This is a genomic window from Alcanivorax sp., from assembly GCF_040119285.1.
Taxonomy (GTDB): domain Bacteria; phylum Pseudomonadota; class Gammaproteobacteria; order Pseudomonadales; family Alcanivoracaceae; genus Alcanivorax.
Genome location: NZ_JBEDTY010000039.1, coordinates 97,384 through 119,415 on the forward strand (window position 1 = coordinate 97,384; position 22,032 = coordinate 119,415).

General features: G+C 57.8%; 22 protein-coding genes and 1 riboswitch. Of the genes, 7 read left to right on the forward strand and 15 right to left on the reverse strand.

Annotated features, from left to right (window positions below):
* The first annotated feature begins 77 nt into the window (after positions 1–77).
* Positions 78–899 (forward strand): glutamate racemase, encoded by an 822-nt coding sequence (murI, locus tag ABNH10_RS15720; RefSeq protein ID WP_349386800.1) that lies wholly within the window; start codon positions 78–80, stop codon positions 897–899.
* 97 nt (positions 900–996) lie between these two features.
* Here the strand turns inward: murI and ABNH10_RS15725 are convergent, their stop codons facing one another.
* From ABNH10_RS15725 to ABNH10_RS15755, 7 genes are all read right to left on the reverse strand, one after another.
* On the reverse strand, positions 997–2,442 hold the full coding sequence (locus ABNH10_RS15725) for a cobyric acid synthase (protein ID WP_349386801.1): 1,446 nt from the start codon (positions 2,440–2,442) through the stop codon (positions 997–999).
* Between the two features lie 121 nt (positions 2,443–2,563).
* Positions 2,564–3,175 (reverse strand): cob(I)yrinic acid a,c-diamide adenosyltransferase, encoded by a 612-nt coding sequence (cobO, locus tag ABNH10_RS15730; protein ID WP_011589640.1) that lies wholly within the window; start codon positions 3,173–3,175, stop codon positions 2,564–2,566.
* A gap of 32 nt (positions 3,176–3,207) precedes the next feature.
* A complete protein-coding gene (locus ABNH10_RS15735; protein WP_349386802.1) occupies positions 3,208–4,533 on the reverse strand; it encodes a cobyrinic acid a,c-diamide synthase CobB in 1,326 nt (441 codons plus the stop codon).
* Positions 4,534–4,589: 56 nt separating this feature from the next.
* Complete coding sequence (locus ABNH10_RS15740; protein ID WP_349386803.1) at positions 4,590–5,354, reverse strand: ABC transporter ATP-binding protein; 765 nt, start codon at positions 5,352–5,354, stop codon at positions 4,590–4,592.
* A 52-nt stretch (positions 5,355–5,406) separates the two neighbouring features.
* The gene (locus tag ABNH10_RS15745) at positions 5,407–6,387 is read right to left on the reverse strand and encodes a FecCD family ABC transporter permease (RefSeq protein WP_349386804.1); all 981 of its coding nucleotides are present in this window, start codon (positions 6,385–6,387) and stop codon (positions 5,407–5,409) included.
* The gene (locus tag ABNH10_RS15750; protein WP_349386805.1) at positions 6,374–7,255 is read right to left on the reverse strand and encodes a cobalamin-binding protein; all 882 of its coding nucleotides are present in this window, start codon (positions 7,253–7,255) and stop codon (positions 6,374–6,376) included. The genes ABNH10_RS15745 and ABNH10_RS15750 overlap by 14 nt, the downstream gene beginning before the upstream one ends.
* 38 nt (positions 7,256–7,293) lie before the next feature.
* Positions 7,294–9,144: a TonB-dependent receptor domain-containing protein gene (locus tag ABNH10_RS15755; protein ID WP_349386806.1), complete on the reverse strand. Its 1,851-nt coding sequence runs from the start codon at positions 9,142–9,144 to the stop codon at positions 7,294–7,296.
* Between the two features lie 135 nt (positions 9,145–9,279).
* Positions 9,280–9,492, reverse strand: a riboswitch (cobalamin riboswitch).
* A gap of 210 nt (positions 9,493–9,702) precedes the next feature.
* On the opposite strand from ABNH10_RS15755, the gene ABNH10_RS15760 reads away from it, so the two are divergent.
* Genes ABNH10_RS15760 through ABNH10_RS15770 form a run of 3 tightly spaced genes read left to right on the forward strand, consistent with a single transcriptional unit; the run spans position 9,703 to position 13,093 of the window.
* A complete protein-coding gene (locus tag ABNH10_RS15760) occupies positions 9,703–10,644 on the forward strand; it encodes an MbnP family copper-binding protein (RefSeq protein ID WP_349386807.1) in 942 nt (313 codons plus the stop codon).
* Complete coding sequence (locus tag ABNH10_RS15765; RefSeq protein ID WP_349386808.1) at positions 10,644–11,849, forward strand: MbnH family di-heme enzyme; 1,206 nt, start codon at positions 10,644–10,646, stop codon at positions 11,847–11,849. Before ABNH10_RS15760 ends, ABNH10_RS15765 begins: the two co-directional genes overlap by 1 nt.
* Positions 11,846–13,093 (forward strand): hypothetical protein, encoded by a 1,248-nt coding sequence (locus ABNH10_RS15770; protein WP_349386809.1) that lies wholly within the window; start codon positions 11,846–11,848, stop codon positions 13,091–13,093. The genes ABNH10_RS15765 and ABNH10_RS15770 overlap by 4 nt, the downstream gene beginning before the upstream one ends.
* Here ABNH10_RS15770 and cobD read toward each other — a convergent pair.
* Complete coding sequence (gene cobD, locus ABNH10_RS15775) at positions 13,090–14,079, reverse strand: threonine-phosphate decarboxylase CobD (protein WP_349386810.1); 990 nt, start codon at positions 14,077–14,079, stop codon at positions 13,090–13,092. The genes ABNH10_RS15770 and cobD overlap by 4 nt on opposite strands.
* Positions 14,076–14,975 (reverse strand): adenosylcobinamide-phosphate synthase CbiB, encoded by a 900-nt coding sequence (gene cbiB / locus ABNH10_RS15780; RefSeq protein WP_502877143.1) that lies wholly within the window; start codon positions 14,973–14,975, stop codon positions 14,076–14,078. Before cbiB ends, cobD begins: the two co-directional genes overlap by 4 nt.
* A gap of 143 nt (positions 14,976–15,118) precedes the next feature.
* Between cbiB and cobT the strand changes: the two genes are divergently transcribed.
* The gene (gene cobT / locus ABNH10_RS15785) at positions 15,119–16,171 is read left to right on the forward strand and encodes a nicotinate-nucleotide--dimethylbenzimidazole phosphoribosyltransferase (protein WP_349386812.1); all 1,053 of its coding nucleotides are present in this window, start codon (positions 15,119–15,121) and stop codon (positions 16,169–16,171) included.
* 56 nt (positions 16,172–16,227) lie between these two features.
* Complete coding sequence (locus tag ABNH10_RS15790) at positions 16,228–16,824, forward strand: histidine phosphatase family protein (RefSeq protein WP_349386813.1); 597 nt, start codon at positions 16,228–16,230, stop codon at positions 16,822–16,824.
* Positions 16,825–16,965: 141 nt separating this feature from the next.
* On the opposite strand, the gene cobU is transcribed toward ABNH10_RS15790, so the two are convergent.
* The 6 genes from cobU to moaB all read right to left on the reverse strand — a co-directional run bounded on the left by cobU (position 16,966) and on the right by moaB (position 20,390).
* The gene (gene cobU / locus ABNH10_RS15795) at positions 16,966–17,487 is read right to left on the reverse strand and encodes a bifunctional adenosylcobinamide kinase/adenosylcobinamide-phosphate guanylyltransferase (RefSeq protein ID WP_349386814.1); all 522 of its coding nucleotides are present in this window, start codon (positions 17,485–17,487) and stop codon (positions 16,966–16,968) included.
* Positions 17,487–18,065, reverse strand: a complete 579-nt coding sequence (locus ABNH10_RS15800; RefSeq protein WP_349386815.1) for a PhnA domain-containing protein — start codon at positions 18,063–18,065, stop codon at positions 17,487–17,489. Before ABNH10_RS15800 ends, cobU begins: the two co-directional genes overlap by 1 nt.
* A 113-nt stretch (positions 18,066–18,178) precedes the next feature.
* Positions 18,179–18,403 carry a hypothetical protein gene (locus ABNH10_RS15805; RefSeq protein WP_349386816.1) on the reverse strand — a complete coding sequence of 75 codons (225 nt, stop codon included), beginning with the start codon at positions 18,401–18,403 and terminating at the stop codon, positions 18,179–18,181.
* On the reverse strand, positions 18,400–18,597 hold the full coding sequence (locus tag ABNH10_RS15810; RefSeq protein WP_349386817.1) for a hypothetical protein: 198 nt from the start codon (positions 18,595–18,597) through the stop codon (positions 18,400–18,402). The genes ABNH10_RS15805 and ABNH10_RS15810 overlap by 4 nt, the downstream gene beginning before the upstream one ends.
* 4 nt (positions 18,598–18,601) lie before the next feature.
* Positions 18,602–19,840: a molybdopterin molybdotransferase MoeA gene (locus tag ABNH10_RS15815; protein ID WP_349386818.1), complete on the reverse strand. Its 1,239-nt coding sequence runs from the start codon at positions 19,838–19,840 to the stop codon at positions 18,602–18,604.
* 37 nt (positions 19,841–19,877) lie between these two features.
* On the reverse strand, positions 19,878–20,390 hold the full coding sequence (gene moaB / locus ABNH10_RS15820; protein WP_349386819.1) for a molybdenum cofactor biosynthesis protein B: 513 nt from the start codon (positions 20,388–20,390) through the stop codon (positions 19,878–19,880).
* Positions 20,391–20,545: 155 nt separating this feature from the next.
* Between moaB and ABNH10_RS15825 the strand changes: the two genes are divergently transcribed.
* Positions 20,546–21,913: a cytochrome P450 gene (locus ABNH10_RS15825; RefSeq protein ID WP_349386820.1), complete on the forward strand. Its 1,368-nt coding sequence runs from the start codon at positions 20,546–20,548 to the stop codon at positions 21,911–21,913.
* Positions 21,914–22,032 lie beyond the last annotated feature (119 nt).

Consider the following 22,032-nt stretch of genomic DNA (forward strand, 5'->3'; position numbering starts at 1 on the left):
CGACATGTAGCGGTATTATTGCCAACTTCACCCCAAAAACCGACGCTGCTCCTACATAGCTTCCTGTTGGTATATCCTTGGCCCTCCGATTCTACCTAACTATCCGTATGACCCACCCCGGCCCCATTGGCGTCTTCGACTCTGGCATCGGCGGCTTGTCCATTGCCCGCCGCATTCGTGAGCTGCTGCCCCACGAAAACCTGCTCTATGTGGCGGACTCTGTTCATGCGCCCTACGGAGAAAAGGCCGAGCATTACATTCAGCAACGGGCAGATACGATTACCCGGTTTCTCATAGACAATAACGCGAAAGCGATCGTGGTGGCCTGCAATACCGCCACCGTCTCGGCCATTCGGCAACTGCGTGCCGATTACACCCTGCCCATCATCGGTGTGGAACCAGGCATTAAACCCGCCGCCCTGCAAAGCAAGAGTGGCGTTATCGGCGTCCTGGCCACCAGTCAGACCCTAAAAAGCGAGTCCTTCAACAATTTGAGCCGGCTATTCTCGAAAAGTGTATGTGTGGAAATCCAGCCCTGCCCCGGGCTGGTTGAACAAATTGAAGTGCTCGATTTGGACAGTGAAAAAACACAAGCACTGGTGGCCCGGTATGTGGCCCCACTGATTGAAAAAGGCGCAGATCATATTGTCCTGGGCTGTACGCATTATGCGTTTTTGGCACCGGTGATTCGTCGCATTGCTGGGGCGGGAATCCAGGTCGTTAACACCGACATAGCCGTGGCCCGAGAGACCCTTCGGCGCCTGCAAAACGCTAACAGCCTTTCTACCAGCGTGGCCCCCGGGCAAATGGCATTCTGGAGCAGTGCAGCCAACGAACTGGCGGATCAACAAATTAAACGCTTGTGGGACGGCAACGTAACGATAAACACGATGCGCTAATCGGTGTATTGCTCGAATCTTTGGGCAACGAAACGTTACTGAAAAAATACAGGGCGCCCGGGGTGGCGCTGAGAAAAAGTCAGGCACGCTATTCGAGCTAGCTCCCCATGCATTGCTTCAACCGCGTCATATCCAAGTGTTCCTCCAGCATATCGGCCAGGCGATCCAGCTGATGCTCTCGATGGACCGCATAATCCACACTGCGCTGGCTTTTCAAGCCAGCCCATTCGAGTATGGCATTGCAACTGTCGGGAACATCAAACAGGCCATGCAGATAACACCCCATCACCCGCCCATCCTCGCTCATGGCGCCATCATCCTTACCCTCCAGAACCAGCATAGGATGCTTTAATGCTTCGCCCTGAGTAAGGCCATTGTGGATTTCATACCCGCGAATCAGGGTGTCAGCGGCAACAAAACGGCCTTCGACATTTCGTAGCTGTTTACCGGAAATCAATCGAGTGGTCATGGATAACCAGCCCAGCCCGGCACTACTTCCCGCATCACTTTCTAACCCCTCCGGGTCGTCGATGCGCTCTCCCAACATTTGAAAGCCACCACAAATGCCGAGCACTTTGCCGCCGTAACGCAGGTGCTTTTCGATCTGCTTGTCCCAGCCCTGCTGGCGCAGGAAAGCCAAATCCGCACGGGTAGCCTTGCTGCCCGGCAGAATGATCAGGTCTGCCGACGGCCAAGTCTCTCCCATCTTTACGAATTGCAAATTCACCTGCGGATGTAATCGCAGAGGGTCAAAGTCGTTGTGGTTACTCATACGCGGCAACAGAGGCACCACCACATTGAAAGCACCCACGTCATGCGCGCCCTGTTCATCCACCGCATCTTCCGCATCCAGAGTCAGGCCATGCAAATAAGGCAACACCCCAAACACTGGCTTGCCAGTGCGCTCCTCCAACCAATCCAGCCCACCCTGCAATAAAGACAGGTCGCCACGAAAACGATTAATCACAAACCCCAGGGTTCGTTTTTGTTCACTTTCAGACAGTAAATCCAGGGTGCCAGTGAGATGCGCAAAGACACCGCCGCGATCAATATCCGCCACCACAATCACCGGGCAGTCCACCCTTTCGGCAAACCCCATGTTAGCGATGTCGTTATCTCGCAGATTAATCTCCGCCGGGCTGCCAGCGCCTTCCGCGATGATCACATCAAACCGGGAAGACAAATCCTGCCAGGCCGCCAGCACCGCCTCACTGACGGTGTTCTTGTAGGCGTGATAATCCAGTGCCTGCATATTGCCCAACACCTTGCCACGAATAATAACCTGGGCGCCCATATCCGTTTGTGGCTTGAGTAATACAGGGTTCATGTCACTGTGCGGCGCTACCCCGCAAGCCAACGCCTGCAATGCGGTAGAACGACCAATCTCACCCCCATCCACGGTCACAGCACTGTTCAGTGCCATGTTCTGCGGTTTAAACGGCGCCACCGAATATCCACGCCGGGCAAACCAGCGGCACAACGCCGCGACCACCGTGCTCTTTCCCGCATCCGATGTGCAGCCTTGCACCATCAGAGTCGCCACGGGGAAAACCTTACCTTGAACGTTACAATCTCAAACTTGAAGCGCAACCCAGCACCTACAGTGACCTTGCCGGCCCACTCGCCCCGTACTTTTTCCGAACATTTAAACGTTGAACGGCCCTTCACAGCTCGACGCCCTTCTGCGCTCGAACCCCTAAATCCTTGAACGCATGCTTCACCACTTTCATTTCCGTAACGGTATCGGCGAGTTCGATTAATTGTTTGGGGGCATAGCGACCGGTGACAATGGCGTGCTGCATGGCCGGGCGGTTTTGCAGGTCGTCCAGCACCCGGTCTAAATCCAGGTATTCGTAGCGAAGAGCAATATTGAGCTCATCGAGCAACACCATGTGATAGCTGTCGTCGCGCAGCATGGCACGGGCAATTTCCCACGCAGCACCGGCTGCTGCCACGTCCCGCTCGCGGTCCTGGGTATCCCAGGTGTAGCCTTCCCCCATCACGTGGTAATCCACGTTCGGCTGATCACGGAAAAAAGCGTCTTCTCCGGTACTGAACGCCCCTTTAATAAACTGCACCACGCCCACTTTCATGCCATGGCCCAATGCTCTGGCCAGCATGCCAAAACCGGAACTGCTTTTTCCTTTGCCCGGCCCGGTGAGCACCAGAAGAATGCCCTGATCCTTATCCGCGCGAGCAATCCGTTGCTGCATGATTTCCTGTTTCTTTGCCATGCGGTAAGCATGGCGCTCTGGGGTTTTCGCATCATCACGCATGGTCGTGTCCTGTTCGAGAAGGGGCATTGTGATCAGGGGGAAAGTGTGTCGGTGCGGAATTGTCCGCTAAAAATATCCGCCACAACCTGCGGAGCCGAAGGGAAATAGCCATGAAAGAAACTCGCCACCAGGCCCTTGTCCTGATAAACCGCTTCGCCTTCTGTACCTGTTTGCTTGCGGCTAAAAATGGCCGGCGTCAGTGGCGTGGACAAACTGCCGTGGTGGAAAGTATGCCCGCGAAGTTCACCTCGCGGCGTTACCAGCGCCTGCATTCCCAGCCCGTGCCGTTTCTTGGTCAAAAACGCTTCACCCGGCAATAGCCCGAAACCGGCATGGCGCTTTTCATCACCGTCTACCAACGTTGCCATACAACTCATTAACCCACCGCACTCCGCCAGGATCGGTTTGCCCGCATGGTGATGATCTCGAATGGCCTCACCCATGGCCGTATTCATAGCCAGCGTTTCACCGTGCAGTTCCGGGTAACCGCCCGGTAGCCATAGCGCGTCCACCTCGGGCAATGTCGTGTCTTGCAACGGGGAAAAGAACGTCAGCGCGGCTCCCAGCTCACGAAGCAAATCAAGATTGGCAGGGTAAATAAACGCGAAAGCCGCATCCCGAGCGATACCAATGCGACACCCCTTCAGCAAAGCAGGCAATGGCGCAGGCGCGGCGGCGGAAAAACTCACCGCGTGTGGAAGTCGATCCAAGCCCGCGTCTTGCAACACCGCCGCCGCCTCATCCAAAAGCGTATCCAGATCCGCCAACTCATTCGCTTGCACCAGTCCAAGGTGCCGTTCGGGTAATGTCATGGCTGCGTGCCGTGGCACCGAGCCCAGCAAGGTCATGCCCGCAGGCATCCCTTCACGTACCAAGTCACCATGACGCTGGCTAGCCACCCGGTTGGCAATAACCTCATTCACCACCAGGTCATCACGGTAACTGGCCAGCCCCAAAGCGATCGCACCGAAGGTTTGCGCCATGCCCCAGGAATCAATCACTGGCAACGCCGGGATACCTGCCAACACCGCCAGATCAGCACTGGAGGGAGTGCCATCAAATAGCCCCATGGCGCCTTCTACCAGAATCAAATCCGCCTCTTCTGCAGCCTGGGCCAGGCGCCAACGGCACTCCTCCTCACCGGTCATCCACGGTTGTAGCTGGTAGACCGGCGCACCGCTGGCCTGCTCAAGAATCATGGGATCCAGATAGTCCGGCCCGAACTTAAACACACGAACCCGACGCCCCGCATTGCGGTGCAACCTGGCCAGTGCGGCGGTAATCAGTGATTTCCCCTGCCCGGACCCCGGCGCGCTAATCAGCGCTGCCGGCACCGAGGCATTAAATAAGGTTGTCATCGGGTGGCTCATTCTCGTTTATTTTCCTCGCTCGTAAGGCGTTATCCAGAGGTGGCCTAACCCGGCACAAAGACCGGCGCACCGTTCACGTGAGCCACCACCAGTTTCTGGTCGTAAAGACGCTCCAGAGCCTCCGGCACCAGCATCGCTTCCGCCGGGCCAGAACAGCACTCACCGTCCGGATAGAGCAGCAGCAAATGATCACACCAACGGGCTGCAAGGTTCAGATCGTGCAGGCACATAAACACCGCAGCACCGTTATCTGCCTGTTGATTGAGCAACGTCATGACGGCCACTTGATGATGCAAGTCCAGATGATTCGTTGGTTCATCCGCCAGCCAAATCGTCGGCTGTTGGGTGAGCGCCGTGGCAATGGAAACCCGCTGACGCTCGCCGCCGGATAAGGTGCTCACCAGCCGATCCTCGAGTAACGTCAACGACACCGCCGACAAGGCCTCATGGGCCAGGTGGATATCCTCGGCGCTCTCCCGCTGCCAGGCAGACAGAAAAGGGTGGCGGCCAATCAATACCGTCTCCATCACCGTGGCGGGAAAGCTGTCTTGACGCTCTTGGAACACGACGGCCAGCTGCCGGGCGACCTCCCGGCGCGACAGATGAGTTAACGGTGTGCCATTGAGTACCACCCGGCCGCGTCGGGGGGCGCGCAACCCGGCCAGGGTATGCAGCAGTGTCGTTTTACCCGCCCCGTTCGGCCCCAATACCCCCCAACGCTGGCCGGATTCCACCTGCAGACTAAGCGGATCACCATCCCCGCGACCGGGGATGTCGATAACTAGATGTTCAATGTCCAGCACCGCCATGGCGCTCTCCGTTTCGGTGACACAGGTTCCGGGCGATGCCGTCCCCAATTAATCAGCGATTGCGATGCAACAAGAACAGGAAGGTGGGCACCCCCAATAGGGCCGTAATCACCCCCACAGGCAGCTGCTCAGGAGCCATCACCGTGCGCGCCAGGGTATCGGCCACGGTCAGCAAGGTCCCCCCCGCCAAAACACTGGCGGGCAAGATAATGCGCTGATCATTACCCAACTGTAGCCGCAGCATATGCGGCACAATCAGGCCGACAAACCCCACACTCCCGGCCGTGGTCACCGCCACCGCCGTCAACAGACTGGCCAAGACATACACCAGCCACTCCAACGGCTTCACTGCAATACCCAAGGCCGCGGCCTGTAACGGCCCCCTCGCCAACACATTCAGGCTACGCCCCAGTGGCAGGGTCAGCAGCACCGCGAGAATCATCACTAACCAGGCTGCGTAAGGAGCGCGGGCGTAGCTCAAGTCTCCCATTAACCAATACAGCATGCCCGGCAACCGATCCGCAGGGCTCATGGTCAACATAAAGGTAATTACCGCGCCCCAACCGGCGGCCACCACAACGCCCGTCAGCAACAGTCTGGTCGGGGTCCAGCCGCCCCCGCCTTGCGCCAAACCAAACACCAACAAGGTAGATAGCAAAGCACCGGCAAACGCCGAGCCGGACACTAACGCCAAGCCGCCACCAATCAACATGGCACCCAGCGCGCCCACCGCCGCCCCCCCGGAAATACCCAGCACATAGGGGTCCGCCAGCGGATTACGCAACAACACCTGCATCAGCGCCCCGGCCAGGGCTAGCAGTCCCCCCGTGGAGAACGCCGCCAGCGCACGGGGCGCGCGCAACGACATAATCAGTTCCCGATGCAGGTCACTACCGCCACCGCTCGCCACAGCCCACAGATCCTGCAGTGAAATCGATACACTGCCCACCGCCACCGACAGTAATAACGCCAACAGCCCCAGGGCCGTCAGCGCCAATAAGGCAGCAAGCGCCGGCGACTTAATGGCGGGCACGGGCACTTTCCAAATGCCGGCACAGGGCGCGGGCACCGATCAGCATTTGCGGGGTAGGCCGCTGTAATGTGGACGGCGCAACAAAAAACAAATTATCGTTTTTTACCGCCCGCAAGCTGGCAAACTGCCGCCAGGGCGCCAGCCAACCCGGATCATCTTCTCCCATGCCCCCCGCAACAATGGCCTGTGGGTTTTTCTCCAACACGGACTCCTTACTGATTCGCGGAGTCAGCGTGGGAAGGTCAGCGAAGACATTTTCCCCACCACACAGCTGAATCGCTTCACTGATCAGGTGCTTGCCATTTACCGTCATTAGCGGCTCTTTCCATACCTGATAAAACACACTGACTTTCGCTGCATCGGCATAACGTTCACGCAGGGCATCGATGCCCGATCGAAAAGCCTCCGCCGCACCCAGCCCGACCTGTTCCGTGCCGGCCAACCTGGCAAAACGCTTCAGCGAAGTGCTCACATCCTCAAACCGGCGCGGCTCGCTGTAATACACCGGCAGCCCCAAGGCTTGCAGGCGTTCCACCTGAGGTAACGGGTTGCCACTATGCCACGCGACAATCAGGTCCGGTTTTAGCGACAAAACGGCCTCTAAATCCAGACGTTTATAACTGCCCACCCGCGGTAATTTTTTCGCCGCAGGCGGGTAATCACTGAAGCTCACCGCGCCGACCATCTGCCCACCGGCCCCTGCCGCAAACAGCAATTCGGTGGCGCCGGGAGAGAGGGCAATAATGCGGCTGGCCGGTTTTTCCAAACACACCTCACGCTGGATATCGTCGGTGACACACACCGCCGCCATGGCCGTATCAAACATGGCCAACAACGTCAGCAATAACCCCCAGCGTAAAACGCGCATTCACTCACTCCATCTCATCTCGCAGCGCCATCCTTGCTCTACCTATCGTAGCGCAGGCTCAACATTACCGAACGCCCTGCATTCATATAGTTCCAACCAGCAAAGTTCTGCGCCGTGGCGTACTCCTTGTCGAGCACGTTTTTCACCGCCAGGCGTGTGGACCAGTGCGGCGCGAAATTCCAGCCCGCCCGCAGATCCAGCAAACCGAACCCAGACAGCCGCACGTCGTTTTGCGCATCGTTATAACGGTGCCCTTGCAAAACCACACTGCCTCCTAGGGAAACGTTCCCCATGGCTCGGTCCAGATCAAAACGGAAGCTACGCTTTGACTGACGCTGAAGCACCAACCCCGTATCCCGATCTTCTGGATCCTGAGCCGTAAAGGCCGCACCAGCGCGCCACTGGTTTATCTCAACACCGGTAGCCAGTTCGACACCCCGAATACGCGCCCGGTTCACATTGAACGGCGCATAACGCCCACCCTGCAAGGCATAGGCAATCAGGTCATCCACATCGGTCTGGTAGGCGGCAATATCCCAGTACCAACGCTGATACTGGCCCCTCACCCCGAGCTCGGTGCTGGCGGAGCTTTCCGGATCCAGCTGATCATTACCAAAGCCGGGGAAGTACAAATCATTAAAGGTCGGCGCACGGAAAGCGGTGCCATAGCTGGCCCGTAACCGGTGATGGTTATCGAGCTTGTAGCCCAACGCCAGTCCGCCAGTGGCTTCATTGCCATAGGCTTCGTTGTCGTCGTAGCGGCCACTGGCCTGCACATCGAAGGCACCAAAATTTAACAACAGCTGGGCAAAACCGGCGCTATTGTCACGCTCGTCTTCCAAATACAGCGTGGAGCTATCCACTAGGTCCTGCAGGTAATCGGCACCCACCACTAACTGGTGATCCCCCAAGGCAAACACATTCTGCCAGTTAGCTGCACGGCTACGGGTGTTAAAAATGCTGTCTCGGTTGCCGTCGGTGAAGTTCTCGTTCTCGTCACGGGAGTCGCTAAGAACAAGTTTGCTCAACCAACCTTCCGTCACCCACAACTGCCCTTTCACACCCGCAGTCTGTATGGCGTAGTCGGTCACTTTTTCCTGCGAAGGTGTGCTGCCTTCAAACTCGGTGCTGCCGGCTGCCCGAAAACCGAACACGCCAATTTCCGCATCGTTATCAAAGCGATGCGTTACCCGAGCCACCGCCGATGTGTTGTCGTAGCCACGATCATCACTGCCTTCACGAATTTCTGTGCCATCGGTATCAAAGCGGTCCACCGCCAGGTTATAGCGCGTACCGTCCTGTTCCCCCTGCGCGCCCGCCGCCACCCGGCGGCTATTAAACGAACCCGCGCCTAATTCCATCCAGCCGGTTTGTTCATTGTTCAGATCACGGGCGCCCGGGGTAAAAACCTGCACCACACCGCCCACCGCATCCGCGCCATACAAACTGCCACGGGGGCCACGCACGATTTCAATACGATCAATCAAGGTGGGAGGCAGGAACTGCCAAGACGGACTGCCGCCGGTTGCCGAACGCAAGCGCACACCATCAACCATTAACAACGTTGAGCTACTGCCCGTACCCCGCAAATAAACACTGGTGGCCTTACCGAAGGCACCATTACCGGTGATATCCACGCCGGGCTGGCCTCTTAGCATCTCGGTAATATCCTGGGGCTGACGCTCGCGTAATTGCTTCTCATCGAGCACCGTTACCGAGGCCAATGACGCCTCAGTGGTGCGGCTGGCCAGCGTAGGCGTGACGACCACAGGATCGAGCATGGAAACGCGCAGAGCAGCAGCATCAAGCGGTGAAGATTCCGCGTAGGCTAGCAAAGGCCACGCACACAAAGACATCGCAGCGCACGCTGCAACGGGACGAAATACCATCGAGAGATCCCCCTCTGCCGTGCCCACCCGCACGGCCTGAATTTAGCCGCAGCAGAACAAGCACAGGGAGACAGGCGCAATCGCGCCAACACACCCCGCCATCGCCCACCGCAACGCCTGGTTGAAAGCCCTAAGAAGCTTCCTTACCTTTTGGCCGGTCTCCGGGCTAATGAGCGAGGCTTAGCCTCTCGACAGTCGCCTTCCCATGCAAAAGCACAGTGGCATTTCGACTATCGTTTACTCAATCACCGTTGCGGGGGCAGCGCCGGATTAGAGCCAAGGCTCTCACCGGCTTCCCGTTTAACCCGCCCTGTGTTCAGGGTGGGCACCGAAAGGTGGCGCGAAATTACCAATGGCAGCAGGGTTTAGCAAATAAATTCAACTCCTTATGAATTTTACTCAAGGCAAGTTGAGCACTCCTCTCGTTGAGCCAACCAGCACTGACGCTCAAGTCTGTGGCGATATGCCACATTCCAGCCAGCCGGCGATCTAAAGATAATCCCCCCCCTACAGCGCAGACCTTGCGGCGTACTTTGTTCAAAAAAATCGGGGATTACCATGCGAATTCTGACTCTGGCCACCGCATCCTTGGCCGCCATTGTGGCGGGTTGCGGAGGCTCAAGTTCATCCGACAGCAATACTGGGGAGAGCAGCAGATCCAGCGCCGTTCGCACCATCGAAGTTCCGGTAAAGGCCGTGGCAGGGGCTGCCGACATCAGCTGCGATGCAACCTTGCTGTCCCTCGGTACCGCAGGCACCTCCGCCAGCCTGGTCGATTTCCGCTTCTTCGTTCACGATCTCGCGTTGGTCACCGATGAAGGCCAGGTTATTCCCGTAGCACTGGACGCAGACGCCGAATCGCAAAACGCCGACGTGGCCCTGCTCGATTTCCGCGACAAACTGGATCACTGTGCCGGCGAAGCCAACCCGGATTTCAACGACACCATTACCCTCAACGTGGATGTGGACAGTGAGCTAGTCATTAGCGACCTGCAATTCACTCTGGGCGTACCGTTCGAACTCAATCATTTGGATCAGTCACTGGCGCAAGAACCGTTGCGCAACCCAGGGAAAGCCAGCGGCATGGCCTGGAGCTGGCAGGTGGGTTACAAATTTACCGGTCTGGATGTTGAGCCGGTAGGGGGCATCACTCGCCCCGGCAACGGAACATGGAGCAACAGCCGCTGGAACCTGCATATTGGCAGCACTGGTTGCAGCGCCGATACGGCCAACGGTGAAAACCCGGCCCCCTGCGACAATCCAAACCGCACAACGATTAAGCTACCCCTGGAAGGCGCAAACTTAGAAGACATCGCTATTCAACTGGACTATGCCGCACTGGTGAGCGGCAGCAATCTTTCCCTGGATGGTGGAGGCGCAAGTGGCTGTATGTCATTTCCCGGCGACCCGGAATGCCCTGAAGTTTTCAAGCGCTTGGGCTTGCCCTGGGGTGACACAGCAGCGGTCGAACAGAGTGTCTTTTCCCTCGTAGCCAAATAATGAAAAAAACATTGCTCTCTATGGCCGGGCCGTTGCCCGGTCTTTTTCTTGTGCTCGGCACGCTGCTACTGAGCGGCTGCCCAGAACAAAGCGAAACCCGGATAGATGACCAGGGCGCGTCCTACTCCGCCTATGACTGGCAACTTCCCGAAGGCATTCCCCTGCCCCGCGAACCGGCGGACAACCCGATGACGGAAGAAAAATTTCAACTCGGCCGGCATCTATTTTATGACAACCGTCTCTCCGTCAATGGCACCATCAGCTGCGCCAGTTGCCACCACCAGGAGAAGGCCTTTAGTGATGGCGTTGCCCGCCCCGCTGGCGCCACCGGCACACTTCACCCGCGCAACAGCCAGGCTTTGGTGAATGTGGCCTGGTACAACACCCTCACCTGGGGCAACCCGGTGCTCAGCACCATTGAACAGCAAATCATGCTGCCCCTGTTTGGTGATGACCCTATCGAACATGGCATCAATGGCGCTAACTCGGAGCAGATTCTCATGGATCTGCAATCCGACCCTGTCTATGCGCCGTTGTTTGCAGCGGCCTTTCCTGAACAGGATGAACCGTTATTTGGCGACAATGGCTACAACAACATCATCAAATCCCTGGCCTCCTTTGTACGCGGTTTGGCGTCGTTCAATAGCCCGTTTGATCGCGATGAGCTGTCCGCCGCCGCCAAGCGAGGTTCCGCCCTGTTCAACAGTGAAAAGCTGGAATGTTTTCATTGTCACGGAACCTACAACTTCAGCGATGCCACCGTTGACCGCACCACCCGCTATATCGAAGCACAATTCCACAACAATGGTCTGTACAACATCGATGGCCTTGGAGGCTACCCCGAACCCAATACCGGCCGCTACGAACTGACCGGCAAAGCCCATCACATGGGTCAGTTCAGGGCTCCCTCGTTAAGAAACGTAGCCCTCAGCGCCCCCTATAACCACGACGGTTCCGTGGAAACGCTGGAACAGGTGATACGCAACTACGCGGCAGGTGGGCGCAACATTACCAGCGGCCCTGATACAGGCGACGGGCGCATGAGCCCATACAAAGATGGCTTCATCGTTTCTTTCTCCATTTCCGATTCAGAAATAGCCGATGTGGTGGCTTTCCTGGAATCGCTCACCGACGACGAATTCATTAATAACCCGCGTTTTTCCAACCCCTGGACCGAGAGCAGCCCGCAGGACACCGCCCCATGACATTCCGCTTTTTAGTGCCACTGATGGCTGCCAGCTCCCTGAGCCTGGCACACAGTGTGCCCAGCCAAAATAACCCCACTACCGTAGATGCCAGTCTCGCCGCCACATGGCGGTCCGCTAACCTGGTTGGCGATTACGATTACTGGCAAATCCCTGGCACCATGATGGGAGGCGAAGCCTGGCCGGCGGAAAAAGGCGCTCAGATTGATGAACTGAACCTGGGTGTCGCTCACCGTATTGATGAGAATTTCTACGGGGTCATCAAATTCAACCACCACGCCGGCGGTGATGATGATCACGGCGGTGCCGAGCTAGAGCATGCGTATGTCGGCTGGGTCTGTTGTGACGATACCGGACCCTGGCTGGTGGAGGCGGGCAGGATGTCTGCCCAATTCTCCCCTGGGCTGGCTCAGCATTCCGTAGACCGGCTCGCCAGCGAAAGTCCGCTAGCGCTGGATGTGCTGTTCGGGCGCGATTTCCATGATGATGGCTTACGCTTCTGGTGGCATCAAATGGCAGGCTTTTCCCTTGGCGCTGAGGTCTGGAAAGGCAAAGCCTTCCCCGCTACCGACACAGAGAATGGCGGCGCCTGGGATGTATTTGGCCAATACCAGTGGCAAGGCGAACGGTTGGCGCTAACGCTGGGCGGGTGGTTCTACAGCGCAGAAGCGGAGTCACGTAGCGACCATCGCTACGGAGGCGGCCATCAACATGTACCGGTAGCACCTCCAGGCGAAATCGCCACCCTCTTTCCGGACACACGCTACACCGGCGAAACCGAAATCACCGGCGCTCACTTCAAGCTGGGATATAAACTCAATCCGGATTGGGCATTAGCCCTAGACGGTGAGTGGATGCAGGCAAAACCCGATGGCGTCGTGCATGACGGCATCGGCCGTGAAGCAAACTTCACCGCCACCCAGCAAGGCGGCTGGCTACAGCCTTCCATCACTTGGCGAGCGCATACCTTTGGGCTGCGTGCAGAACAACTGAACACCGACAACAAGCTCACCGGTGCCGCAGCGCCACAATTAGCGCAGGACAGCGGGTTAGCCAATCCTCTTGAGCATGATCCGCAGCGCCTCACCGCCCTCTGGCGGTGGCAATGGCGGAAAAATATCGCCCTCCGCGCGGAAGCCGTTCAGGACGAGTCCCTGCCCGAAAAAGAGCATCGCTGGAACCTGGGAATTGTCTGGAAAGAAACCTTATGGTCTAGCAAAACGGGGCTGCGCGGTCATCATTAAAGCGCCGCGGCCAATTGCGCCCATCCCCGATCGTGCCCAGGCAAACCAAAACGCAATGCGGGCACATCGGGGAAAAGCCGAACCAACACGCCCTGCCGGGCCAGCGCCTCGGCGAGGGCGTTGGCCTTATCGGTCTTGCACCAGGCAAATAATCCACAATCGCCTTCTGCTTGCAGGCCTGCGTCACTCAGCACCGTCAGCAGCCGTTGGTGCGCCGTTGTAATCCGCTGATATTGACGCTGTTTCCAATCAGCATCGGTTAGCGCCTTAGCCATCACAAAACGGGCCGGGTGATTCACCGCCCAGGGCCCTAACCGCTGAGCCATTTGAGAACACAAATCCGGCGTCGCCGTGACGAGCCCCGCACGCAAACCGGCCAAACCATAAAACTTGCCCAGCGAACGCAGCACAATCAATCCAGCTCGATCACTCAGCGGCGCCAAAGACTGCCCCTCAGTCGCGTCCAAAAACGCTTCATCCACCACCAGCCAGCCACCTCGCTTCAGCAACTGCCGATGCCAGCCCAACAGCGTTTCACTGTCCGTGAGCTTCCCTGTGGGGTTATTGGGATTAATACACACCAGCACATCGAGCGTCGCCAAGGTGGCCTCAATGCGGTCGTAGGCCAGCGGTATGACCTCATGGCCTGCTCGCGCCCAAGCCTGCGCATGTTCCGCATACCCCACCGCAGGCACACCCACACGGCAACGGGGCCGCAATAAAGGCAAGGTTTGCAATGCCGCCTGGCTTCCCGGCACCGGCAGGCAATCGGCATTGCTGGGTAGCGCCAGCACCTCACGACAAATATCCACCAGGCCATCGTCATCTTCCGGCAACCGCCGCCAAACATGCTCCGGCACCGCCGGTACAGGCCAGGACCAAGGGCTAATCCCCGTGGACAAGTCCAGCCAGTGGTGCGGGGGAATCCCCCAACGTCTCGCCGCGTTATGCACCCCGCCACCATGGTCCAGCTTTGCCACGCTCACACCAACGCTCCCGCTATAAAGAGCAGTAACCACAACAACACGCTACGCCACACCAGTACAATGGCCGCGTCGATGCTGTCCGCATCCGCGGGCCGGCCCTCTCCTAACAACGGCTTATCTTTCCAGCCACCGTGGTACGGAGCGCCGCCACCCACTTGCACCCCCAGCGCACCTGCGCCGGCGGCCATCACCGGCCCCGCATTGGGGCTATCGCAGCCCTTGGCTTGCTGCCGCCAGCAGCGCAGCGCGGTCCAGAAGCGGCCGTGCAACCCGCCCACCAGCGCATAACTCAGCGCGGTCAGTCTCGAAGGCAACCAGGCAAGGCCGTCATCCAGCCGCGCGGCAGCCTTGCCGAAGCGCTCAAAACGAGCGGTGCGATACCCCCACATGGCATCCAGCGTATTCACCAACCGATGTAATATCGCACCGGGCAGCCCCGCCACCACAAACCAGAACAGGCTGGCAAACACCGCATCGGCCCCATTTTCCAATACGGATTCGGTGGCGGCCCGTGCCACCCCGTTGGCATCCAGTGCCTGTGTGTCACGGCTAACAATTCTCGCTACCTGTTCTCTGGCCTCAGTCACATTCTGCGCCCGTAACGGTGCGGCCACCGCACGGCCATGGTCGGCCAAACTGCGCGCGCCCATCACCAGCCACAAGCCCACCACCTGCAACAGCCAGCAGGCCCACCCTGGCAGGGTCGACAACATCAGCACAGCCAACAGCACCACCGGTAGCACCAAGACCAGCACCGCTCCGGCCCCCTTGAACACACTACCCCGCGCAGCCGCATTCCAACGCTGCTCTAACCACCCGGCCAGCCGACCAAACCCCACCAGCGGATGCCAGCGACGCGGCTCCCCCAGCAGAAAATCCAGCACGATCGCTGCCACAGCAGCACTTATCAGGGAAACAGAAAGCATGATTTTGACGTCATTGTCCGGTATCGATGGCGGGCAGTGTACTTGACACTCCCGGTTGCGGGGCAGAGGATTTGCCGCTTTCCGGCCCTGCGCCGCCCCAACCGGAGACACCCGTGAGTACGCCTTTGCCTTGGCAACAGCCGATTGCCGCCCCCAGCGAACCCCATCGGCAAGCCGCCCTGCACCGCCAGGCCCAGCTCACCAAACCCGCCGGCTCACTAGGCGAACTTGAATCTCTGGCGGTCACCCTGGCGGGCCTGCAAGCGACAAACCTGCCACGCATTGAGCAGGTTTGTATTGCCGTTTTCGCCGCCGACCATGGCGTCTGCGAGGAAGGCATCTCCGCCTTTCCCCAAGCCGTCACCGGGCAGATGATTGCCAATTTTGTTGCTGGCGGAGCTGCCATCAGTGTCATGGCAAAACAACTAGGCGCCGCTCTGGAAGTAATCAACCTGGGCACCGTCAGCCCGCTGCCCATTGACGACGGCGTGATTGATGAACACATCGCCCCGGGCACCGGAAACCTGGCCCGCCAACCCGCCATGACCGACGCCCAATTGCAGGCCGCACTCGCCGCCGGAGATCGCGCTGCGCAACGGGCCGCCGACCGCCAAGCCGACGTGTTTATTGGCGGGGAGATGGGCATTGGCAACACCACCAGCGCCACCGCCCTGGCCTGCGCACTATTAGGCGAAGACGCCACCGCACTCACCGGCCCTGGCACCGGGCTGACACCAGAAGGCGTTGCCCACAAAGCCCAAGTGATTGCCCAGGCCCTAGCCCGTCACGGCACCCGGCCCGAACCGTTGGCCGTGCTGGCCTCTTTGGGGGGCTTTGAAATCGTCGCTCTGGCTGGCGCCTTTATCGGCTGCGCGGTACGCGGCATCCCGGTATTAGTGGACGGTTTTATTGTCTCCACAGCAGCCCTTGCCGCCTGCCAACTTCGACCACAATTACGCCCCTGGTTACTGTTCGCTCACCAGTCACGCGAGCCCGGCCACCAACGGCTGCTGCACGCCCTGGACGCCACCCCGCTGTTGGATCTTTCCCTGCGCTTGGGCGAAGGCAGTGGCGCGGCTGTAGCAGTACCGTTATTACGCAATGCCTGCGCGCTACACAATCATATGGCGACCTTTGCCGACGCCAATGTCAGCAACGAAAACTAATTTTGCCGGATTACAGTAACGCCGAAGCCAACCTACAAGAACGGAAATGGATACCGATGAGCACCACTATTTTTGACCTGATTCGTCATGGTGAGCCGGCCGGCGGGCAAATGTACCGGGGCCACAAAGATGATCCGCTGAGCGAGCAGGGCTGGCAGCAAATGCGCGACGCCATTACCAGCGACGATCAGTGGGACCACATCCTCAGCTCGCCCCTGTTACGTTGCCGGGAATTTGCCGCCGAGTTGGCCAGGGAAAAGAATTTGCCGATGACCGTAGCGCATGATTTTAAAGAAATCAGCTTCGGCGACTGGGAAGGAAAAACCCGCGAACAGGTGGCGCAGGAATACGGCGATCACCAAGCCAACTTCTGGCGCGATGCAGAAAGCCACCCACCGAGCAATGCGGAAACCATTCAGGATTTTCATCAACGCATCGGTGAAGCCTGGGCGCTGTGGCAGAACACATTGAAGGGCCAGCGGGTGCTATTGGTGTGCCACGGCGGCGTCATTCGCATGGTGCTGAGCCACGTACTCAGCATGGCACCCAGCAAAGCCATGGCCGGCTTTCAGGTGCCTTACGCCTGCCGCTCACGGGTGCGGTTGGATGCCAGCGAATTCGGCACCTTGAGATGCTTGATACGGCACGGATGATTCCGGGTTGAACCTTCCACGCTAAAACGCGGATAAGCCCCTGCCTCTTTAAGAGCGTTTGCCCGCGATTCTTGAGGTATATTTGTGATGCGGGCACCGCGCACCCGCCCTTTCTTCGCCGGTGTCCTTTTGAACGTTGAACTACGCCCCTTTCAATGTCTGCGTGAGCCCGGCCACCGACAGCAGCACCGTATCGCACTTTTTCGCCAACGACTGATTCAACCAGCCCAGCTCATCGGCGAAGCGACGGGTGAGTGGATCCATGCCGATAATCCCTAGCCCCACTTCGTTGCTGACCACCACCACATTGCCTGGGTACTGCCCCAGAGCACCGAGAAAACTATCCCGCTCGCGGACAAAAGCGGCATCCCCCGTGTGCAGCAGGTTACTCACCCATAGGCTCATGCAATCAATCAATACGCAGGGCGGCGGTGATAGCGTGGCCTGGCGGTTCAGCAAGGCGCCCAGGTGCATCGGTTCTTCCACCAATCCCCACTTCGCCGGGCGGCGCATGCGGTGGCGGCGAATGCGATCCCTCATTTCCCCATCGTCCGCTGTGGCGGTAGCCACATATACCACTGGAGCGTTTTGTTCCGAGACACGTTTTTCTGCCAGCGAACTTTTACCGGAGCGGATACCGCCGAGAATCAGGCTATGTGGCATCAGTTTTTCTTCACAAATTGAGTGAGAATAACGATCCGCTGGCCTTCGACCCGACCTTCAATGTGCTCAGGGTTATCCTGCACCAAAGAAATATTGCGCACTGGGGTGCCGCGTTTGGCAGTGAAATTGGCGCCTTTCACGTTCAGGTCTTTAATCAGCGTAACCGAGTCGCCCGCTTCCAGCACCGCGCCGTTACTGTCGCGATGCAACTCCTGTGCATCTTCACTCTGGCCTTCCCCCGTCGCCTGAGCCCAAGCCAGGGTCTCATCATCCAGATAAAGCATATCCAGCAGATCCTGCGGCCAACCTTCCGACTGCAGGCGCGTCAGCATGCGCCACGCCAATACCTGCACCGCAGGCTCCTGGCTCCACATGCTGTCGTTAAGGCAGCGCCAATGGTTTACGTCTTCATTACCCGGATTGTCCAACTGGGTCTGACAGCGTTCGCACAGCAGCACGCTTTGCTCGGCAGTGCCATCCGATTCCGGCGGCACCGCATACACTGCCAAGGCATCACCAGCGCCACACAATTCACATTTCGAGGCGGCTCGCGCCAGCAGGGTGGATTCCAGGGTCATTCACTTGCTCCATCAATTTGCCGGCCAGTATACAAGCAAAGATTAGACGGCGTGGACGTAACGCCCCATGCCATCAAAATATGCCGGCCCCAACATCAGAATATCAGCCATAATTAGCTGTTAAAAAAATCGGGATGTGAATTGAGATACAGCCTTCGGCCAATCTCGACACCCACCATCACTCCCGCAAGGATCATCACTACCACCGCTATCTCATACCAGAGCGGCCAGCCCAACTCCTCGAAATAATGCAGGCACCCGGTGGCTCCTCCATAGCCGCAGGCAAGCCACGCCCCATCTATTCTCGCCGTAACAACATTCGCATATCCAACAATCATTCCCCCAAGCCGTAAAAAACAGTCGATATCCCAATATCCAGTAATAGAAAAAGAACCGGGTAGTCGAAGATAGAAAGCAATGTGAGCTGGCTGACTAGATAGACAACACCTTCAGCCAGATACTTCCCGCCACCGACACACACCAGCAAGCCCGCACCGATAAAGAAGAAGCGCCAGAAATAGACTCTCACCATTCAATCACCCAAGTAAAACCGGAAATGAAAAGAAAGAAAGCCTTTCGCCTTCAGAAATCGCGCTCCCCACCGGCACCACCGCCAATCCATCGGCCCACACCGCTGAACTCAGCATTCCCGAACTCTGATTGGGGTGTTTCTCCAATACCAGATTCCCGCTCTTGTACACACAACGCACGCGCAGATACTCTTGCCGCTTGGCCGGTTTTTTAATGGTGAAACCCGCCGGCAAGGGCATTGCTGTTGGCAACACCGCATCCACACCACAACAACGTCGCAACGTTGGCAGCACCAGCATCAGATAACACACCAGTACTGCAGATGGGTTCCCCGGCAGACCAAAGAAAGGGATGCCATCCAGGTTGCCGTAGGTGAAAGGTTTGCCAGGTTTGATGGCAAGGCGCCAAAAATCCAGCTCGCCTGTTTCGGACAGAATGGCGCGCAAATGATCCTCTTCCCCCACAGAGACCCCGCCGGTGGAAATAATCACATCCGGACGTTGCGCAGCATCAGTGAGCACACGGTTAAGAGTGCGACGGATAATCATCGGATCATCGGGCAGGTGTTCCCGCCGCACATTCACAAAGCCGCTTTGCTGTAACAATTGCGTCAGCTGAGGGCCGTTACTGTCGAAAATTTTCCCCGGTAGCGGGGACTCTTCCGGCGACTGAATTTCATCACCGCTGGTGAGAATCAACACCCGGGGAGTAGTCACTTTTACCGTCGCGATCCCAACGGAAGCAATCAGTCCCACCGCCTGGGGGGTCAGCCTCTCACCCCGCTCCAGCACCACTTCGCCGTGCCGAGCATCCTGCCCCGCCGGGCGGATATTTTGCCCGGCAGTCACCGTCTCTTTGCCCGGCAAACGCACCCGGTGTTCAGCAATTTCGCAGTCTTCCTGCATCAACACCGTATCCGCGCCGGCAGGCACTGGCGCACCAGTAAAGATCCGCGCCACCTGACCCGATACCATCGTGGCAGGCGCATCACCCGCCGCCACCCGCAGTGACATGGGCCGCGTTAGCCCCGGCTCGCCCAGGTCCGCATAGCGCAGCGCCACACCATCTACGGCCGCATTATCAAACGCCGGCACATCTACCCGTGAGGTAACAGGCTCGGCCAAATACTGCCCCTGACAATCGGCCAGCGGCATCTCGGTGACTGTTCGAAACGGGCGCGCCGAGTCCAGTAACCGCTCCAGCGCTTCTGTCACTGGCATTAAGGGTTGCTTGGCTACGTGCATTTTCTCTTCCTTTCAACTCACCGCGACAGCGTTCATTTCATCGGCGCACTTGGGCAACAAAATTACAGGGCCGATGGCGGGCATCCAGCTGCTCGACAATGAGGCGATCCCAGCCGGTAGCGCAGGCATTATTGGACCCTGGCAGGCAGAAAATCACCGTGCGGTTGGCCAGCCCGGCCAGGCAACGACTCTGAATGGTGGAAGAACCAATATCCGCCACACTCACCTGCCGGAACTGTTCACCAAACCCTTCAATGGTCTTGTCGAACAGAGGGGCCAGCGCCTCTGGAGTGGAGTCCCGCCCTGAAAACCCGGTGCCACCGGTAGTGACAATCCCTTGTATCCGATCGTCGGCAATCCAATCAGAGACCACCTTGCGTAGCTGATAGATATCGTCCTTCACTATCTGACGCGCCTGCAAGGCATGCCCCGCTTCTTTCAACCGCGCTACCAGCAGATCTCCGGAGGTATCGGTTTCCGGGGTGCGGGTATCACTCACGGTCAATACCGCCAGCGCCAAGGGCTCAAATTTAGCCGCAGGTTTGGACATACTCTCTCTCCTTACGCAATCCGCCAATGCTAGCACGTGTCATACCTGGGCGGCTGGACAGCACAGCATGATTTGACCGTTGCCAACAGCCCCTGTCCTAGGCTACTCACCAGAGGTAAGTTCAATTTTTACCCAGAGTTTATCGGAGAACCACCATGAACCGTATGGAAGTCGCCCAGCAAGAGGCTGCACAACTGTCCCGGATGCCACAACGCAAGCTCAAGGATATCCCAGGTGACTACGGCTGGCCGTTACTCGGGCATACCGTGCCGTTCCTGAAGGACTATCACAAAATGGTTAGCCAGCAAGCGGCTAAGCATGGGCTGATTTTCAAAGGCTCGGTGTTATTCCAGCACGGGGTGACGCTGCTCGGCCCCGAGGCCAACGAATTTGTTCTCAAGGATCCGGAGCATGCCTTTTCCAGCCGGGCCGCCTGGAACCCGATCCTGGAAAAGCTGTTCACCGACGGCTTGATGTTGCGTGATTTTGCCGACCATAAATTTCACCGCCGCATCATGCAGCAAGCATTTAAAAAACCCGCCTTGGCCAGTTATCTAGGCCGCATGAATAGTCACATTGGCAGTGAGATCAGCCACTGGCCCACAGGCAAAGAATTGAGATTCCAAGACCATATCAAATCTTTGTTACTGGACGTGGGCGCACAAATCTTTTTCGGCCTGGAAATGGGGCCGGAGTCCAACAAGGTGAACCAGTCTTTTATCGACGCCACCGACGCCTCTTTGGCCGTCGTTCGCCTGCCCATCCCGGGTCTGCTCTGGCACCGTGGCATGAAAGGGCGTCGCCATTTGGAAAAGTTTGTCACCGGGCTGATTCCACAAAAACGGGCCAGTAACACACCCGATTTCTTCAGCGAGCTTTGCAAGGCCGCAGACGAAGAAGGGGGCCTCTCGGATAAAGACGTGATGAACCACATGATCTTCCTGTTGTTCGCCGCCCACGACACCACCACCAGCACCCTGTGCTCCATCGTCTACATGCTAGCCAAACACCCAAACTGGCAAGATATACTGGTAAAAGAAATAGAGGGGCTGAATAAAGAAACGCTAGACTATGACGACTTGGCGAAAATGGAAAAAACCGACTGGGTCTTTCGCGAAACCCTGCGCATGCGACCCGCGCTCACCACCTTTCCCCGGCGCACGGTCAAAGAGATTGAGTATCAGGGCTATACCCTGCCAAAGAATACCTTGGTTAGTATATCCACGCTCTACACACACTATATGGAAGACTACTGGAGCAACCCGACCACCTTCGACCCGGAACGCTTCAGCGACGAACGCGCCGAGCACAAGAAGCACTTTTACCAGTGGGTCCCCTTCGGCGGCGGCCATCACAAATGCTTAGGTCTGAATTTCGCTGAATTACAAACCAAGACTTTTCTGTTCCAGTTTCTAAAACGTTACCGCGTTAGCGTCAAACCCGGCTACGAACTGCCCACCCAGCAAGTACCGCTGATCATGCCAAAAGATGGATTGCCCGTGGTGCTGGAAAAAAGAGCCTAACGCTGAAACGCGACCACAACTCTTCCACGCCAAAAACAAGGGCCGCGATCATGACTGATCGCGGCCCTTGCTTTTTTTGGGGGGGGGGCATCAACTCACCCCGCGTTTCAACGTTTAAC